The sequence below is a fragment of the Phormidium yuhuli AB48 genome (assembly GCF_023983615.1).
Classification (GTDB): Bacteria; Cyanobacteriota; Cyanobacteriia; order Cyanobacteriales; family Geitlerinemataceae; genus Sodalinema; species Sodalinema yuhuli.
Map to the genome: position 1 here is coordinate 112,301 of NZ_CP098611.1, position 16,259 is coordinate 128,559.

The following is a 16,259-nucleotide window of genomic DNA, read 5'->3' on the forward strand; positions in this document are numbered from 1 at the left end:
TTTGTCCAGTGATAGACTTCCTCTGATAACCGCCGATTCTTCGTTTCAGCAATGGCGAGTGGTGGAATCCCAGCCATCGGGCCTTCCCTGTCGCTGGAACTCGGAGTTTTCCTTGCCAGAAGTACGAGATTCGTTGCCCTTTGAGGAGTGGGCGATCGAACGTCGTCTCACCTGGGGACAACGATTCCGCAGTCAACCCCATGAGGGAGAGACATTTTTCTATGATAATCAAGGTTCGCCCTGGTTATTTGTGCCGTTTTCAACCTTAAGCGGGAAATCTCAAGGCTGCTTGGTTCCTTTTAAGGACACCTCAGTTGAAGCGATTTCTCAATAGTCCTGTCAATCTCAAGAGAGTCAAGCTATGATGATTAAGAGTAGCTTGCGTAGAGCAATGTGAAACCCAACCCGGTCTTTGAACTTAATCCAATTCCTGATTTGGTAAAGTTATGTTAAACAGCTACGAAGCCATCTACGAAAATGGTCAACTGAAGTGGCTCAATGACCAGCCTGACGTGACGCATTCCCAAGTCATCGTCACCATTCTGCCAAAAAGTCACACCAGTCCTCAAAAGCCAAAGCGTCGTTTCCCTGTACCTGAAGCGGGCGAGGTTGAAATTGTCGGGGATATTGTCAGTCCCATTGTTGATGAAGACGATTGGGAATGCCTAAAATAATAGTCCTCGATAGCCATATATGGGTCTGGTTAATTCATGGTTATTTTGACCGTTTTCCCAACCATTGGCTTGATCAATTTCAATCTGCTTCACTCATTGGCATATCACCGGTTTCTTGCTACGAAATTTCCCTAGCGGTTCATAAGGGTCGTCTTCGCCTATCCAAAACCCTGGAGGAGTGGTTAAAAACTTCTCTTGAACCAGCGGGTATTGAGTTGATGCCTATGAATGAACGGGTGGCCGTCCGTGCAGTAAACTTATCCCCCATTCACAAAGACCCTTTTGATAGACTGATTATCGCCACAGCTTTGGTGTATCAGGCACAACTTGCCAGTGTTGATGGTTTGTTTCGGCGATATCCGGAGTTAAATGGAGTGTTAATGGAATAGGTCAAAAAGCCAGGTGAACCCAATTTACCTTCATTCATCCTACAGATGCTTTAGGGTGGGTTCCCCGACCATTTTTTGTACCATTCCAAAAAATACACCCTATTTCTAGAATAACTTTATTCCGAACCAAGCTCTTCTGGCTCATCAATAATATCAGGGGGGAATTCAAAATTATTATCTTTCATAATTTTCTTGTACATTTCAATCAAATCTTGATACTCCTTATTTTCATTAGTTAGTGTTTCATTGTCCTCTGTTAGTTTCCCATTTTTCTCGACCAAAGTTTCATTTTTTCCCTGAAGCTGACTGTTTTCTAGCGTTAAGTTCTGATTCTCTTGATAAACGATTAAGAGAGTTACCGCCAAAACCAAAGAGACCACCCAACCCAACCAAGGAAATACTATCTTCGCCAACGTTCCAAGTTCTCCCGAAGCTGGTCTAACAGATTGAAAGGGTCGAGTGGATTGAAATCCTGCTCTCTCTGAGGTTGAATCTTTTCCCAGACGGTATTGTTGCTTTTTTTTTAAGGGTAAAGTTATCCATCCGGTAGTACTAAAGAGGTAATGATGCGTTGTAGTGGTGAATAAAGTTCCACAGCAGGCCGATGTGATTTCGGAGACTCTTGGAGAAGGCTAAGCTGCGTCGGACAAAGCGTGAAACTCTTTGCCTGAGGGTATTGTTGAACCGCTCAATGTAACTGGTCTTACCGCTCGATTTACTGACGACCCGGTGTCGCTTGCTCGGCAGCACCTGCCGGTAAGCCTCCCAGGCGTCAGTGTAGATCACAGCACATTGCCGATAGACGGCGGGTAGGGAATCCCAGAGTTTTTGCGCACTCTCGGCAGAGCGAGAACCGACATAAGCACCAATAATCTCACGGGTTTCAGCATCGAGAGCTAACCAAACCCATTGTTTGTTGCCCTTGTGGTCCACAAACGACCAAAGTTCGTCACATTGCACCGTCATCGGCCCTTTTTTTTTTGGACGGATAGCGACTTGCCTCTGGGTCTGGGCGGCTTTACAGTTGACATAGTCTTGCAGCCATTGCTCAGACACCTGAACCGCCCGAGCTATTCCAGCCATCGGGATGCGTTCTAGCAAGAGCCGGTCAATGAGTTCGCGAGTCGGGGTGTCGATGACCTTGTTGGTTGGGTTTTTGACAAACTGACGACCACAGTTGCGGCACAGATACCGTTGCTTGCCCGTATGGATGTGGCCATTTTTGACGGTTCGCGTAGAATCGCAATCAGGGCAGTGAGGCATGGGGGTTGTTCTGTCGCTTCATAATCATCCTAACAAATCCATCATTACTTCTCTAGTACTACCATCCATCCGTCATCCGAATCAACCTGGTCAGATAACCCTCTCCAGATAGTCTCATGTTCCAGATTATTCTGAGACAGAGTTGGAGAAACAACCACCAAAAACAAGCCGTCGCCTTCTGGGAAAGAAGACCGCATCAGTTCATTTTGTAAATTAGTCTTCAAGTTGGATAAATTACCAATTTTACTTTGCGGGTTTGGCGAGTTTGATGACTCAATCTCCTGTCGACTAACCCGTTTAGCCAGATTCTTCATCCTATCAAAGTCGGCTTGAAAGCCAGATTCGGTCGCTGTAGAAGAAATCATTTCATCGAGTTGAGCCGCCAACTGACCCCCCAGCGGTTCTCCCTCTTTCCCCAAAGCCTGAATCACGAGACCTCTCATACAAGATTCATTATCTGCAACCCACAAAACAGAATTTCTAATCTTACGATTTTGGTAATCCACCCGTTTCGAGGATATCAAGCCAGTCACCAACAAAGCCAGTTGATTTCCCTGACGTTGTAGAATTAGAGAGAAGTCATCGATATCTACTTTAAACTTAGGAAGTTCTGGGGGTTTATCAATCTCAAGTCCTTTCTCTGCATCCAACCAACAATAATCCTGGGAAGTTCCACGGCTCTTAACATAAATTTTCATAACCTTATCTCCTTAGTCAGTTAATTTCAATAGACTCATACCCTGCACAATCTCAATGTCATCAACACTCCCCTGGGAAAAACGACTAACTGCATTCCTCAGCGAGTCATTCTGACCAAAAGTATCCATAAGCCAATCGATCCAATAGTTTCGCTTCTTGTCTAAATGTAACTTGAGTAGAAAACGTAAGAGAAACCGCAAAGGGAGTTCAGTATTTTGGGGTTGATAGGGGTCATTAGGATTTCGCTTTCTATAGTAAAACGTCACTTGATTATCGGGTTGTCTTTTCAATCCTTGAAAAGACAATGTTTCCCACCGTTTGAACCGGTGTAATGATAACAGCAACCTTAGGTAATAACTTTTCTCCAGCTAATTGATTAAAGACTTTCTTGTAACCTTTTTTAACTTGATCAAATAGTTTTCCAGGGTTATCCTGCATATACTTCTCACACTTAACTGGAGCTAAAATGACCAGACGCGGAGAGTCTAAATTCCTATAGACTGTCTTCAGTAAGTCGTTGATTTGATCCGGCTGATTAAACTTATCGTGGTACTCTCCATTATTCTCCATCAAAATTGCGGCGTCGATGGGGATAAGAATTGCGGCTGACTCCCGAATTAACGTCCTGACTTTCTCGATTTGATTGTTTTTCTCAAGCCACCCACCGGGATAGTCTTGGAACTGAATCTCTAGTTCTGGGTTTGCTCCCGTTTCACCAAACTGAAAGCGATAACAGGTGGGTTCATCGCCAGCAGTTCCTTGAATGCCATCTTTAGGTTTAATGCTATCTCCCACCATATTTTTAAGGTCTTGAAGACGCTTATCTAAAATGGGTGCTGTATCTTCATAGGCCCGAAGTTGCAAGTCCTGGCTGATTTGGTCAAATTGGTCATACATTGCGGCCAACAGACTGGTTTTTCCAACCCCCGAAGGTCCCAACATGGTAACCTTCAAAACAGGAAGTTGTTCCGTCGTATCGAACTCATTAGTAAAAAGTTTTTTCAGAAAAGATACCATGTCAGTCTCCTCAAACAAACAATCAAGATTTTTTCGGGATGATCACAATCACAAATTTTTGAATGCTTTGTCTAATTCTTCTACTTCAGTCCTTATAGAGTTAAGCTGCCTAACCCAACCCTGGACAGCTTGAGATTGCTCTTGCAGCTTACCAAAATCTGACCAGATTGTATGCCGTTTTTTCCGTAAGAATTTTTTCCAATCCGTTTTTGCCGTTTTGGCTCGTAAAATTCGGTCAGAGAACTCTTCCACAATCGCAAAAGAGGCTTGACTTGGCTCCACAAAAAATCCTTTTAACGAATTTTCGCAATTATACACTGCCTCCCAATATAAAGTCTCCAAATTTTCTGAAATATCTTCGGCTCCAGCCCCTTCTTTTAACGGATAGGCTTTATCCGGGGTGAGTCCATCGAGTTGCTGACGAATTCGATGCTGAATCAAGCCTCGATAAGAGAGGGTAAATTCCGCGAGAATTTGAAAGCCCGTTTTGAGTTCAACATAGTCTTCTGGCATCTCCTGGGCTATGTCCGTAATAAACGCAGAGCCGCGTGCATCGGTTAACCCCCCGAGTTCGCACTGATGAATTAGAACGTTAGCGACATTCGCCTTAGCTGCTTCAATCGTCTTTTTTAGACCCTCATCCATTTCCAAGAACTTTAAGGATAGGCTGGTTCTTAAATCTTGAAGGTATGCCGTATAAGTATCGGCATAAGCTCCTTTTTTGTTTCGGAGTCTTTCAATTTCCTTCAAACTTGGGAAATTGACATTTTCACGACAGTTTGCGAGGACTTGCTCGATTTGAGATTTCAGATTCTCATCGGGAGTATCACGATTTTTGATTAACTCTTTATTGAGTTCTTCCAGTTCATTGGTAATGGTTTCCCAAAATTCATCAAATTTCTCGTCATACTTCTCAGAAATCTCATCACTGTCAATTTCCGGGAGAATCGATTGAGCTGCCTCTAAATCACCTTGAAGAGCCTGGAGACTGCTTTCTAAACTTGTAATCTTCTCCTGAGCGTACGCTTGATCGAGTTCCGTCACATTGGTTCTTAAATGATTGAGAACCGTCCCAAGCACCTGAGTATTAGCTTCTTCTGGCGAGGAACAATCGGCAATTACCGACTCTAATACCGGCAGGATGACCGCGTTACTATCTAAACTATCTAAATCTTGCTTCAGAGAACGACAACTGTCTTGATTCTGACCATTGCTATCCACATTCAAGACAAAAATAGAACGGCGGGATAGGTTATTCAGGGCTTGGCTGGCTAGATTATAAAGTTGTGTATCTCGTTGCTCGAACTGGGATCGGTCTTTGGAGGGTTTATAAATAAAGAGGATAAAATCAACTTCTTGACCTAACGCCTCAATCACCAGACTTTCATCCCCTAACCGAAAGTCCCCTAAACCGGGAACATCAATGAGGGCGATCGCACCAATTTCTTGAACCGGAAACGGACAGGAGATTTCAACCGATTTTACCGCCAAACATTGATGATTGACAAGCTGATTGTCTTCATAAGTCTGAGCCACATAACTGGAGATTTGCGACTCATCCTGCAACCGTAACCCGTCCCGTCCTAAATACTCCCGATATTGGTCAGCATGGCGATGGTAATCATTCTTCAAGCGATTATAAATATTCTCTTGAGTCGTATCATCCTGCGACGGTAAATCCGGGAGAGGACTCGATGCAAAGGCTTCAAATGAACTCGGCTTTGGCTCTAACCCCAACTTGTCATAATAAGGGAGAATGACCTCCTTTAAAAACGAGTCACGGCTATGAAACTCAATTCTGGCTTCGGTGATTTGTCCGTCTTGGTGAGAAATCTTACTCCGTGCAGCGGTGCAGGCCTTCCCCGGGAAGGCCGGGATGACCTGGTTCGTCAGTCCAGTTAGACTCTGTAATAGGGTACTCTTGCCCTGGCCCATCGAGCCAATCACGCCGATATTCAGGGTATTACGGGAAAATCTTTCCTTAAGTCGATGTAGAGTCGTTAATTCCTCCCTGACCCGCTGCTCAAATTCCGTTAACTTTAAATTCTTTAATTTGGAGGTCGTCCCTGAGTCTCCAGACCACTGTTGAATTTGTCGCTGACGTTCCTGTTCCAAGCGGCCCAGCGATTGACATAAGGCCTCTAGGCGCGTCTCAATCTCTCCCAGCTTCTTCGCGAGAGGCTGCCGTTGTGCGATAATGGCGCTGATGTCCTGTGCCTTAGTCATATTACAACGTATCTACAGGGTTTTACCATCCGCCTCAGGCATCATAGCATAGAAAACCGGAAATGGGCCGGCTGGGCGATCGCCCTCTCTACGATGTTACATTTATTTATGTAATTATGAAGTCGAACTGATTTTTAATAAAGACTACTCAGAGAATTATCAGATAACACCTAGCATCTAAACCTAGCGAATCCCCAAAAAACCGTGCTAAACTAACACCAGTCCATCCTCAACCCAAAATCGTGATGTCTGCTTCCCTCTCTAATCCTGCGCAGACGCTCCCAGAAACCATCGCCACGGATGAGATTATCTTTCCCCCTAGTGACATCCCCAGTGACGAACCTCCCTTGGAAAGTTCCCTACATCTTCAGCAAATTCTGTTGCTAATCTCCTGTCTTAACTGGCTTTGGCAAGACCGTCAGGACTACTTCTGCGCCGGAAATTTGACGATTTACTATAGTCCCCGTCAACTCAAATCGGAGTATTTCCGGGGACCTGATTTCTTTGTGGTGCGCGGAACCACGAACCAACCTCGCAAAAGTTGGGTCGTTTGGGAAGAAGAGGGGAAATATCCCAATCTCATTATTGAACTTCTCTCAGACAGTACCGCAAAAACTGACCGAGAACTCAAAAAAGAGATTTATCAAGATACCTTTAGAACCCCTGATTATTTCTGGTTTGACCCCCATAGTTTAGAGTTTCAGGGGTTCCATTTAGTCGATGGAACCTATCATCCTTTAGAGGCAAATCATAAAGGGTGGCTATGGAGTCAGCAGTTGGAACTCTATCTGGGGATTCATGAGGAGCGCTTGCGTTTCTTTAGTCCTGAAGAAACCCTAATTCCTACGCCTGAAGAAGCGGCACAATCGGAGTTTAAACGGGCGGAAACGGAACGGCAACGGGCGGAAATGGAACGGCAACGGGCGGAAATGGAACAGCAAAAAAATGCTAAACTTATTGCCAAATTGCGAGAACTTGGGGTTGATCCAAATACGCTTTAAATTAGGGGAAAGGGGGAACCACAGAGTCCCAGAGGACAGGTCAAAAATCAGGGGAAGGGGAAAACTCGCCCCTAGCGTCTCCCAGGAGGGGAAAATAGTAAGGGTTTATGTTAGAGGGGGTCTGAAAAGGGTGGGGGTATAGAAAAGTAGAAAAGCTGGCAAGGGTGTAACCGGCCAAGTCTCTACACAAACAGACCCTCACTTGCAATACACTAAAGCTTTTTAAGGATTGGTGGTAACCCTGTAAAACGATGATTGGATGAAAACCTTCAAGAACTTCACACCTTGGGGAAAACCATGATAGACTAATGAGTCTGCAAATTTCGCAACCTACGGCGAGGACGAGTCAATCAATATGGCAGGTAGTGACGTTAAAGCTGACCTCTGGATTACTGAGTACATTACCCCCTGGGATATCTACATCCATGGGGTGACGAAACTCTTAGCATTCCAACACACCCAATATCAGGAGATGCACATCGTCGAAACTGGGGCCTATGGAAAAGCCCTGGTTCTCGATGGAAAATGGCAATCCTGTACGGGGGACGAATTTCTCTATCATGAACCCCTGGTTCACCCGGCTTGTTTGGCCCACGGGAATCCCCGTAAGGTGCTGATTCTTGGCGGCGGGGAGGGGGCTACCCTGCGGGAAGTGTTGCGCTGGACGACGGTGGAACAGGTGGTGATGGTGGATATTGATGGGGATGTGGTGGCGGCCTGTCGACAACATCTGCCGGAAATGCACCAAAATTCCTTTGATGACCCCCGTGCTGAATTGGTAATTGGGGATGCGCTGCAATATCTCGATGAGACGGATGTGCAGTGGGATGTGGTGATTTCTGATCTCTCCGATCCCATTGAGGAAGGCCCCTCGTTCCAATTGTTTACGAAGGAGTATTTTCAACAGATTCGTGATGTTCTCTCTCCCCAGGGCCAGTTTGTGGTTCAGGCGGGACCCGTTGCACCGGAAGAGCTACAGCTTCATGCGCGAATTGTCAATACCCTGAAGGATGTGTTTCCTCAGGTGCAATCCTACCACTCCCATGTTCCCACCTATGCCTCTCCCTGGGGCTTTGCTTTGGCGTCTCAGGAGCGGTTTAAGGCCTCGCCGGAGGAGATTGACCGTTGTTTGGCGGACAAAACGACTGGGGGCTTGCGGATGTTTGATGGGATCACTTGGCTGGGGTTGAGTTGCTTACCCCTACATCTGCGTCAGGCGATTGAGGAGGAGACGGAAGTCTATACGAAGGCCCACCCGCCTAAGTTCTTTGGTAAAGGGGTGGCTCAGGGCCCAGCTTAGGCGCGATAGACGGGCAGGGTGAAGTGAAAGGTGCTGCCCTGTCCGGGTTGGGAGTCAACCCAGATTTGACCGTAGTGCGATCGCACTACCCGCATACAGAGAGACAACCCCAGGCCATAGCCGTCGGTTTGTTCGTCCCGTTCGAGGCGCACGCGATCGTCGAAAATCCGCTGCTGTTTGTCAAAGGGGATGCCGGGGCCGGTGTCGCCGATGCTGACTTGGATTTTCTGGGCGGTGCGGTGGAGGACGGAGAGGGAGATGGTTCCTCCTTCTGGGGTGTATTTGGCGGCGTTGTCGAGGAGGTTCATTAAGACTTGTCGCACCCGACTGGCGTCGGCGTGGGCGTCGGGTAAGTCTTGGGGTAAGTCAGTCTGTACGGTTAAGCCTCGTGTCTCGAAGTTCTCCCATTGCCGTTCTAGGGCATCTTGGCAGAGTTCGGCCAGGTTAATCTTTTGCGGCACAATCGTCAGATAGCCATCTTGACTGCGGGCGCTTTCGAGAACGTCGAAAATCATTTGCTCGATTTGCCGGGTTTGGGTGCGGGCGTGTTGTAGCAGACGCTCGGGTAGGTTGGGGTTGGCTTCGAGTTTGTCGGCGTTGTCGGGATGGTTGAGGGTTTCTAGGGTTTCTAGGGCGATGGAGGTGGAGGTGAGGGGGTTACGGAGGTCATGGGCCAACATGGAGATGAGGCGATCTTTGAACCGTAGTTGTTCTTGTAGTTCTTCTTTCTCCCGGTTGAGGCGGAAAATTTCGTCGGAGAGTTGGATGATTTCTGAGGAGGTGGCGATGGAGGGTAAGCAGGAGTTGACGGAACCCTGGCCCTCATGAATGGTTGTGGGACAGCGATCGCTATACTCATGAGCGGACTGTTGCCATTTTCCCCAACAATTCTCAAGTTGACAGACTAGGTTACTGCCGGTGAGACTGTGACGGGGTTCGGGGTGAACTTTGATTAGGGTTGGGGTGGCAATGAGTTTGAAATGCTCGGCTAGATAGGGCTGTTGGCTGACGTCAATCACCTCCAAGGCAAAATTGCCATCGGATTTTACGCTGTCGAGGTAGCTGCGAATGCGCTTGAGTTCTTCCTGGGAACTGGAACGGCGATCGACAAACAGGAGCAGTTGTAAGACTGCGTTGGGATAGGTGTTGAAGTTAGGAGATGCTACCATGTCATCTCTTGCTGCATCAGCATAGGTTGGTGACATCAGGGTGGGGGGACAGTTGATTGAGAGGCCTGGCTTCATTTTGACGCATCTCCCTTCTACTTTAATATCTTCTTTAGATTTCCGGGCCAACTGGGATCACAACTGAGGGATAATTTTTTGAGCTACGGTTGGGGGCGATCGCCCTAAACGCGCTGTCTATCGGTCCTTCAGTCTAGCCACTCATGTTACACAAACGCGCAATGGGAGTCACGTCACTCAAAAATCCTTGGTTTCGGGTCGCGATCGCAGCGGCGATGGTGTTTTTCCTGGTGAGTCTCACCATTACACTGCATCGCTATTACACATTCTACGCCTCCTATGACCAGGGGATTTTCAATCAAGTGTTCTGGAATAACAGTCAGGGACGGTTTTTCCAGAGTTCCCTCTCCTCGGCGTTATCGACGAATGTGGTCCACCAGGGAGAGTTCCCGACGGTGTTCTACCAACGCCTGGGACAACATTTTACGCCGGCGCTCCTATTTTGGCTTCCCATTTACAGTCTTTTTCCCTCCCCGGTGACGTTGACGGTGTTACAGGTGACGCTGGTTACGGCGGCGGGATTGGTTCTCTATGTTTTAGCACGACAATATCTGGAATCTCCCATTGCGGCGTTTATTACCCTGAGTTTCTACTGCGCCAATGCGGTATTGGGCCCAACTTGGGCTAATTTCCATGATATCTGTCAGATTCCCCTGTTTACCTTCACTCTGCTGTTGGCGATGGAGAAACGCTGGTGGGGGCTGTTTTGGGCCGTGGCGATCGCCATTTTGCTGGTTCGTGAGGATGCGGGAATTGGCCTGTTTGGGGTGGGGGCCTATATGGTTCTCAGTCGTCGCTTCCCCGGCCGAGGAGCGGTGGTGTGTTTATTGGGGTTTGGCTATATCGTGGGGTTGACAAATTTGGTGATGCCCTTATTTTCTGAGGATATTTCCGAACGCTTTATGATGGAACGCTTCGGACAATATGCTGAGGGAGAGAGTGCTACGACTTTAGAGATTCTCTGGGGAATGCTGAGTCAGCCGTTTCGTTTGATTGAGCAGATCTTTACCCCTTTTGGCCGTACCATCGGTTATGTATTAGGGCAGTGGCTTCCCTTTGCCTTTGTGCCAGCCGCGTCCGGTGGGGCTTGGGCGATCGCCGGTTTTCCCCTGTTTAAGCTGTTTGTGGCTCAGGGACAGTCGGTGTTAGCCATCAATATCCGCTATGCGATGACGGTGGTTCCGGGACTCTGTTATGGAGCCATTCTCTGGTGGTCCGTGCGTCCTCAGGTCTTCAAAACCCCCAATATCCGCCGCTTTTGGATTTTCTGTCTGACGCTTTCGGTGATGGTGACCATTGGCGGAAACCCCAACCGCAGTTTATCCTTTCTGATTCCCGATTCCATTGACCCCTGGGTTCATGTTCCCCTCACTCGCCAATGGCGTCACGCTGGGGCCATCTATCCCTTGCTGGCCCAGGTTCCCGATGAGGCCAGTGTGGCGGCGACGACTTATATTATTCCCCATTTGTCCAGTCGTCGGGAGATTTTGCGCTTTCCCCAGATGGAGTTGTTGACGGATGCGGGGAGAGTGGAACGGATGGAGTATATTTTGCTGGATTTGTGGCGGTTACAAACCTATCAGGTGGCGTTCCGACACGATCGCGCTCGTTTGGCGGTGATGGTTCCCAAGTTGCAACGTCTGACGGAGAGTGGGGAGTATGGGATTTTGGATTGGCGCGATGGGGTGATTCTGCTGGGGAAAGGACAAGCCAGTGAACCGGCGGCTGAGGCGGCTTGGGAGGATTGGCGATCGCAGTATGAGTCGGAGAATATGGCGTTGTATCAGGCTCTGGATTAGGATGAGTTAGAGGGTCTCGATCCAGAAAAGATGCTGGGGTCTCCTCGTCCCGTCACGGCTCTGTCCCTTTGGCATTTCTTCTTTGATGCCCCCTTTGACCTATCCTTAAGACGTATTAGGCTTATAAAGATAGCTCTGGCTTGCTTAGATCGCCCAAAACGAGCGGTCTATTGAACCCAATTTAAACCGAAAATTGGGAATTATTCGGGTCTTCAGGATATCGGGTGAAATTTGTTGCATAGGATACAAAATTGTAGGGGCGAAAAATCCCCTCCTGGGAGGGGTTGGGGTGGGTTATGCCCCTACCGCAACCGATGTAATCTGCCATAAATCCTCCTTATGACCCTAAACCCAGAAGACCCATTATTCGAGACGACTCAACCGAAAAGGAGAACCTCTAAACCATGCTTTATAAAGTTCCTTTGCTGCTCTCCCCCCAACCTGAAGGAGGATTTACTGTGACCTCCCCACTCTTACCAGAACTTTTGACCGAAGGCGACACCGCCGAAGAAGCCCTAGCCAACGTTCAGGATGCTTTGATCGCCGTAGTGGAGATTTATGAAGATTTGGGTCGAACGTTACCCCAAAATTGATGTGTTGCTGACTCCAGCAATTCTCTCCCTCACCTGGATGAAGTTTTCAAGCTAATTCTACCTCAAATATTGCCTTTTTTATAGGAAATCTGACCCATGAATCAGCGTATAAAAGATATAGAAGAAACGCTGGACTTACTGTATAAAAAACTATCTGCCCTTGAGCGAGAACTTGTGGTAGCTGCAAGTCCTACCATAAAATTTGAACTTCAACACCGTATTGATAATGAAATTAAACCCGAAATTGCACGTTATGAAGCTGAGTCCCAGGAGTTATTGAGTTTCGTATCTACTGCCCCCCAAACTCAACGGTTAAGTTCCCAGAAACAGAATAAAACTCTGCGGGAGCATTCAGAGTTAGTCAAATCTGTTGCCATTAGCCCCATCGGTCAAATTGTAGCCAGTGGCGGTGCTGACAAAACTGTCAATCTCTGGGACCTAAACACTGGCAATCTTCTCCACACCCTAACGGGTCATTCCAGCCCGATTCTCTCAGTAAAATTTAGCCCTGATGGCATGACCCTGGCGACTGCAAGCAATTTAGAAGCGGGTAGCAGTAACATCAAAATTTGGGATGTTAAAACTGGAGAGCTTAAAAAAAATATTGGAGGAAATCTAATCAATTTAAGGTCTAGCTGTCTTGCTTTCAGTCCTGATGGAGAACTATTAGCCAGTGGGAACCTCGATGCAACAATTAAACTCTGGAAAGTGAGAACCGGAAAACTTGAGACAACCCTTAAAGGTCATGGTTGGGATGTCAACTCAGTTGATTTTAGTCAGGATGGTCGCTATCTCGTCAGCGGTGGACTTGACGGCGCGATTAAAGTTTGGGATTGGCGTAATGCTCGCTTACTGAAGACATTTAATCGCCCCTCTCCTGAAGATTTCGTCGGTTCTCTAGTTTCCTGGTTTGACTCGTCAGTTGGGGCAATTTATTCCGTTTCCATCAACCCAGATGGAACAATTGTTGCCAGCGGTGGGGCTGAACAACCTATTATGTTCTGGGACGTCTCGACCGGAAAAATAACTAAAACTTTCACAGAACATACCGGATCTGTTTTCTCGGTTTCCTTTAGCCCAAATGGTCAACTGCTTGCAAGTGGCGGTGATGACAATACTATCAGAATTTGGAATGTTGCAACTGGAGAAGTGCAACAAACATTCAATCATCTAGGTCCGGTTTATTCTGTCGCGTTTAGTCCAGATGGGAAGACTCTTGTAAGCGGAAGTAGAGATACAACGGTAAAAATCTGGCAAATCGAGGATTAGCACTGGGTTTGAAATGGTTTATACTGAAAAATGGAAGTTTTTGGGCGAATACCCCGAATTATTCCGCCGTGAAGCATCCGCTGAGGGTGTTCATTGGATTTTGCTTGGCTCATTGGACTGAAATCCGGAGCAGTTGGCTCCCCGATGATAGTATAATGTCAGGTGGGTAGAGTCAATCAACTCTTGGAGAAGGTCGCGCCCCCTCCATTACTCCTCTGTTTACATGACTTAACATCGCATCATGAATCAGCAGCGTCAGCGAGACTTAGAAGAAATTTTAGAATTGCTTTATGAAAAACGTGCTAATTTTGAGAAGAAACTAATTATAGCAGACGGTGTAAACCAAGAATTTTCCCTAAAGCAACAGCTTAAACGGGACATACTCCCGGACATCCAAAAGTATGAATCAGAGTATTGGGAGCTGATGACCCAAGATGCTGTCTTTGTCTATGATGAGGATGAACAAGCTGCGGAGGAGTCCTTAAGAGATGTTGAAGCTGCGGTTAAGGACATTGAAAGAACTTCTCCATTACCGACAGAGGTCGTTGAAATTTTGAGGCAAATTCGCGATAAGCTCAATGAGCCTCAGAAACCCGCTTCCGCGAAACTTAAAGCTACTCTACCTTTAATTCCGACGATTTTATCCTTTGAACTCGAACTAAACATCAGTAACAAGCTCTATGCAGCTTTGGAGAAAATTCGCCAAAAAAAGATATTAAAACCTCGGGATACCCCCAATCAAGATTAGAGAAGGATAGAGTCTCAGCCGAAAATTTCTTAGATAGATTAAGTTTAATCGAATTAAGGATTCAGGAGCTATCTCAAAAACTGGAATCGCCTTCACCTGCAAGGATTAAGTCTTACTCGTCTTCTTCAATAGGACTTGCCTATCTGATTGTTGGCACGTTTCCAAACTTACAAGATTCCTCAAAATTTCGAGTTGTCCCAGAACTCTGTTACAGTGAAGCGACGCCCTCAAAACCAAGGCGAGAATTCTTAGCTGAGAAGGACTGTTCAGTCTCGATTGAAGATTTCCCCACATTTTTCGATGAAATTGTTGCCTTTGCTGAACAAAAGATTCATCGCCGCTATGACCCTCGGTCTTGGGAGCTTCGGGTGAGTTTATCGTTACCTGCCACTGTGTTGGGATCTCCATTAACCCAATGGTGTGGTGAGTCACTCCCGAGGCAACATCCTATTGTCATTGGCTGTTCAGATCGGGTGAATCCCGACCATCCCAGACGATTCTACCTGTATAATCGACTCAAGCATGGCTGGGCGCGTTTCTTCAAGCCCCAGAAACCCTTGAAGGAACTCAATTGGCTGATTACGGGTGAATCGGCCCGGGATGACTGGGAAACCTATGAGGCTGTGCAATGTTGGGGAGGATGGCTCAGATGCCGTCAAGCTGCTGTCGAGCGATGGTATACACTCATTGAATCGGGAATTCCTCTGGCAATCTGGCTTGATGGCGACTGTCCCCAACCTCAGGCGATCGCCCAAACCTTTGCCAGACTCACGGATTGCTGTCATGAAGAATTTTTGGACCGAGTTCGCAGCGAACGTCGTGGTTCCGACTCTATCCCGTTTGGCGTTTTTTACGAAAACCCAAACTATCTCCCCACCGTGGCGGAAACCTCTGAGGAACAGTTTTTCCGTTGGGGTTAGTTGACGATTCGTAGAAGATCATGACCGACACAGACATGACCGATCAACAATGGAAACGCTTTTTAGGTAATGGTCGCTCTCGTCCCTTGACTGAGTTACCAGACCCCCCAGCCTGGCGACGGTTTATGCCTGATCAAGAGTTCCAAGCGAACTATCAAAACAAGAGTGAAGATCGCTGGCGGAAAATTCAGGACTTGGCGGACACCGACAGCCGAGGGAAGGAACGGGGGGAAAGTTTCCGTATTGAGGAGAAGGATGCCGATATTTTTAATGCCGTCAATGCGGCCCTCTATCTTCGTCGGCCCCTGCTGGTGACCGGGAAGCCAGGTTCCGGTAAGACCTCCCTAGCTTATGCGATCGCCTATGAATTGAAACTGGGGTCCGTCTTGTCCTGGTCTATCAATGCTCGATCGCTCCTCGATGACGCCCTCTATCAATATGATGCGATCGCCCGTCTCCAAGACGCTCAACTCAAACGCGAAAAACCCATTGGCAGCTATATCCGTCTCGGTCCCGTGGGAACAGCCTTTCTCCCCTCGGCTTTACCTCGGGTGCTATTGATTGATGAAATTGATAAGTGCGATATCAACTTACCCAACGACCTTCTAGAACTGTTTGAAGAAGGTCGTTATGACATCCCGGAACTGGTCCGCCGTCAAGACGAACTCCAGGAATCCGTTGACGTCGCAACCGCAGATCGAGATGTGCCAGCATCCATTTCCCAAGGTCGGGTCTTTTGCTACCAATTTCCCCTCGTCGTTATGACCAGTAACGGGGAACGGGACTTTCCCCCAGCCTTTCTACGCCGCTGTTTACGCCTCAGAATGCCTGACCCGACCCAGAATAAGGGGGCATTAGAGCGGATTGTGGAAGCGCATCTGAAACGAGGACAGGATGCCCAGCGTTGGCAGCGACTAGAGGCAGAAATTGGCGAGATTGTGGATAACTTCATTGCCAAGGGGGGACAAGAAACGGCTGATATTGCGACTGATCAACTCCTCAATGCCGTGTATCTGCTCACGCGGGACGTCAAACCGGATGTTGATGAGCGAGATGGCCTCAAAGAGTTGTTATTAAAGGGACTTAGTGAGGAGGACTAGCTATCAAACCGACGACG

The 16,259-nt window shown here is 47.5% G+C and carries 17 protein-coding genes; 11 read left to right on the plus strand and 6 right to left on the minus strand.

All coding sequences use genetic code 11. From position 1 onward, the window contains the following. Position 1 precedes the first annotated feature (1 nt). The 3 genes from NEA10_RS00430 (at position 2) to NEA10_RS00440 (ending at position 1,063) form a co-directional block, all read left to right on the plus strand. On the plus strand, positions 2-334 hold the full coding sequence (locus NEA10_RS00430) for a hypothetical protein (RefSeq protein WP_252663274.1): 333 nt from the start codon (positions 2-4) through the stop codon (positions 332-334). Positions 335-446: 112 nt separating this feature from the next. Then, complete coding sequence (locus tag NEA10_RS00435) at positions 447-674, plus strand: hypothetical protein (RefSeq protein WP_252663275.1); 228 nt, start codon at positions 447-449, stop codon at positions 672-674. Further along, positions 662-1,063, plus strand: a complete 402-nt coding sequence (locus NEA10_RS00440; protein WP_252663276.1) for a type II toxin-antitoxin system VapC family toxin — start codon at positions 662-664, stop codon at positions 1,061-1,063. Before NEA10_RS00435 ends, NEA10_RS00440 begins: the two co-directional genes overlap by 13 nt. Positions 1,064-1,179: 116 nt before the next feature. Here NEA10_RS00440 and NEA10_RS00445 read toward each other — a convergent pair whose 3' ends face one another. The 5 genes from NEA10_RS00445 to NEA10_RS00465 form a co-directional block, all read right to left on the minus strand. Continuing rightward, a complete protein-coding gene (locus NEA10_RS00445; protein WP_252663277.1) occupies positions 1,180-1,476 on the minus strand; it encodes a hypothetical protein in 297 nt (98 codons plus the stop codon). A gap of 139 nt (positions 1,477-1,615) precedes the next feature. Continuing rightward, on the minus strand, positions 1,616-2,326 hold the full coding sequence (locus tag NEA10_RS00450; protein ID WP_252663278.1) for an IS1 family transposase: 711 nt from the start codon (positions 2,324-2,326) through the stop codon (positions 1,616-1,618). A 44-nt stretch (positions 2,327-2,370) separates the two neighbouring features. Then, positions 2,371-3,024, minus strand: coding sequence for a hypothetical protein (locus NEA10_RS00455; protein ID WP_252663279.1), 654 nt, complete (start codon positions 3,022-3,024; stop codon positions 2,371-2,373). Between the two features lie 271 nt (positions 3,025-3,295). Further along, entirely contained in the window at positions 3,296-4,042 is a 747-nt protein-coding gene (locus NEA10_RS00460; RefSeq protein ID WP_252663280.1) for a TRAFAC clade GTPase domain-containing protein, read from the minus strand. Positions 4,043-4,090: 48 nt separating this feature from the next. Beyond that, on the minus strand, positions 4,091-6,268 hold the full coding sequence (locus NEA10_RS00465) for a dynamin family protein (protein ID WP_252663281.1): 2,178 nt from the start codon (positions 6,266-6,268) through the stop codon (positions 4,091-4,093). A gap of 245 nt (positions 6,269-6,513) precedes the next feature. On the opposite strand from NEA10_RS00465, the gene NEA10_RS00470 reads away from it, so the two are divergent. Together NEA10_RS00470 and speE are read left to right on the plus strand one after the other, a co-directional pair. Next, positions 6,514-7,269, plus strand: a complete 756-nt coding sequence (locus NEA10_RS00470) for a Uma2 family endonuclease (RefSeq protein ID WP_252663282.1) — start codon at positions 6,514-6,516, stop codon at positions 7,267-7,269. 355 nt (positions 7,270-7,624) lie between these two features. Then, positions 7,625-8,569 (plus strand): polyamine aminopropyltransferase, encoded by a 945-nt coding sequence (gene speE / locus NEA10_RS00475; protein WP_252663283.1) that lies wholly within the window; start codon positions 7,625-7,627, stop codon positions 8,567-8,569. Here the strand turns inward: speE and NEA10_RS00480 are convergent. Beyond that, positions 8,566-9,774 carry a histidine kinase gene (locus NEA10_RS00480; protein WP_252663284.1) on the minus strand — a complete coding sequence of 403 codons (1,209 nt, stop codon included), beginning with the start codon at positions 9,772-9,774 and terminating at the stop codon, positions 8,566-8,568. The two genes, speE and NEA10_RS00480, sit on opposite strands and share 4 nt — an antisense overlap. Positions 9,775-9,956: 182 nt before the next feature. On the opposite strand from NEA10_RS00480, the gene NEA10_RS00485 reads away from it, so the two are divergent. The 6 genes from NEA10_RS00485 (at position 9,957) to NEA10_RS00505 (ending at position 16,242) form a co-directional block, all read left to right on the plus strand. Next, positions 9,957-11,612, plus strand: a complete 1,656-nt coding sequence (locus NEA10_RS00485) for a DUF2079 domain-containing protein (RefSeq protein WP_252663285.1) — start codon at positions 9,957-9,959, stop codon at positions 11,610-11,612. Between the two features lie 458 nt (positions 11,613-12,070). Beyond that, complete coding sequence (locus tag NEA10_RS20795; protein WP_258719050.1) at positions 12,071-12,205, plus strand: type II toxin-antitoxin system HicB family antitoxin; 135 nt, start codon at positions 12,071-12,073, stop codon at positions 12,203-12,205. A gap of 96 nt (positions 12,206-12,301) precedes the next feature. Then, positions 12,302-13,474, plus strand: a complete 1,173-nt coding sequence (locus tag NEA10_RS00490) for a WD40 repeat domain-containing protein (RefSeq protein WP_252663286.1) — start codon at positions 12,302-12,304, stop codon at positions 13,472-13,474. Between the two features lie 241 nt (positions 13,475-13,715). Further along, on the plus strand, positions 13,716-14,222 hold the full coding sequence (locus tag NEA10_RS00495) for a hypothetical protein (RefSeq protein WP_252663287.1): 507 nt from the start codon (positions 13,716-13,718) through the stop codon (positions 14,220-14,222). A 146-nt stretch (positions 14,223-14,368) separates the two neighbouring features. After that, complete coding sequence (locus NEA10_RS00500) at positions 14,369-15,142, plus strand: VMAP-C domain-containing protein (RefSeq protein WP_374111886.1); 774 nt, start codon at positions 14,369-14,371, stop codon at positions 15,140-15,142. Between the two features lie 20 nt (positions 15,143-15,162). Further along, positions 15,163-16,242, plus strand: coding sequence for an AAA family ATPase (locus NEA10_RS00505; protein WP_252663288.1), 1,080 nt, complete (start codon positions 15,163-15,165; stop codon positions 16,240-16,242). The last annotated feature ends 17 nt before the right edge of the window (positions 16,243-16,259 follow it).

Coding starts and splice junctions, on each gene's coding strand:
- NEA10_RS00485 (WP_252663285.1), top strand. CDS start 9,957: ATGTTACACAAACGCGCAATGGGAGTCACGTCACTCAAAAATCCTTGG.
- NEA10_RS00440 (WP_252663276.1), top strand. CDS start 662: ATGCCTAAAATAATAGTCCTCGATAGCCATATATGGGTCTGGTTAATT.
- NEA10_RS00465 (WP_252663281.1), bottom strand. CDS start 6,268: ATGACTAAGGCACAGGACATCAGCGCCATTATCGCACAACGGCAGCCT.
- NEA10_RS00455 (WP_252663279.1), bottom strand. CDS start 3,024: ATGAAAATTTATGTTAAGAGCCGTGGAACTTCCCAGGATTATTGTTGG.
- NEA10_RS00490 (WP_252663286.1), top strand. CDS start 12,302: ATGAATCAGCGTATAAAAGATATAGAAGAAACGCTGGACTTACTGTAT.
- NEA10_RS00505 (WP_252663288.1), top strand. CDS start 15,163: ATGACCGACACAGACATGACCGATCAACAATGGAAACGCTTTTTAGGT.
- NEA10_RS00460 (WP_252663280.1), bottom strand. CDS start 4,042: ATGGTATCTTTTCTGAAAAAACTTTTTACTAATGAGTTCGATACGACG.
- NEA10_RS00470 (WP_252663282.1), top strand. CDS start 6,514: ATGTCTGCTTCCCTCTCTAATCCTGCGCAGACGCTCCCAGAAACCATC.
- NEA10_RS00450 (WP_252663278.1), bottom strand. CDS start 2,326: ATGCCTCACTGCCCTGATTGCGATTCTACGCGAACCGTCAAAAATGGC.
- NEA10_RS00495 (WP_252663287.1), top strand. CDS start 13,716: ATGAATCAGCAGCGTCAGCGAGACTTAGAAGAAATTTTAGAATTGCTT.
- NEA10_RS00480 (WP_252663284.1), bottom strand. CDS start 9,774: ATGTCACCAACCTATGCTGATGCAGCAAGAGATGACATGGTAGCATCT.
- speE (WP_252663283.1), top strand. CDS start 7,625: ATGGCAGGTAGTGACGTTAAAGCTGACCTCTGGATTACTGAGTACATT.
- NEA10_RS00435 (WP_252663275.1), top strand. CDS start 447: ATGTTAAACAGCTACGAAGCCATCTACGAAAATGGTCAACTGAAGTGG.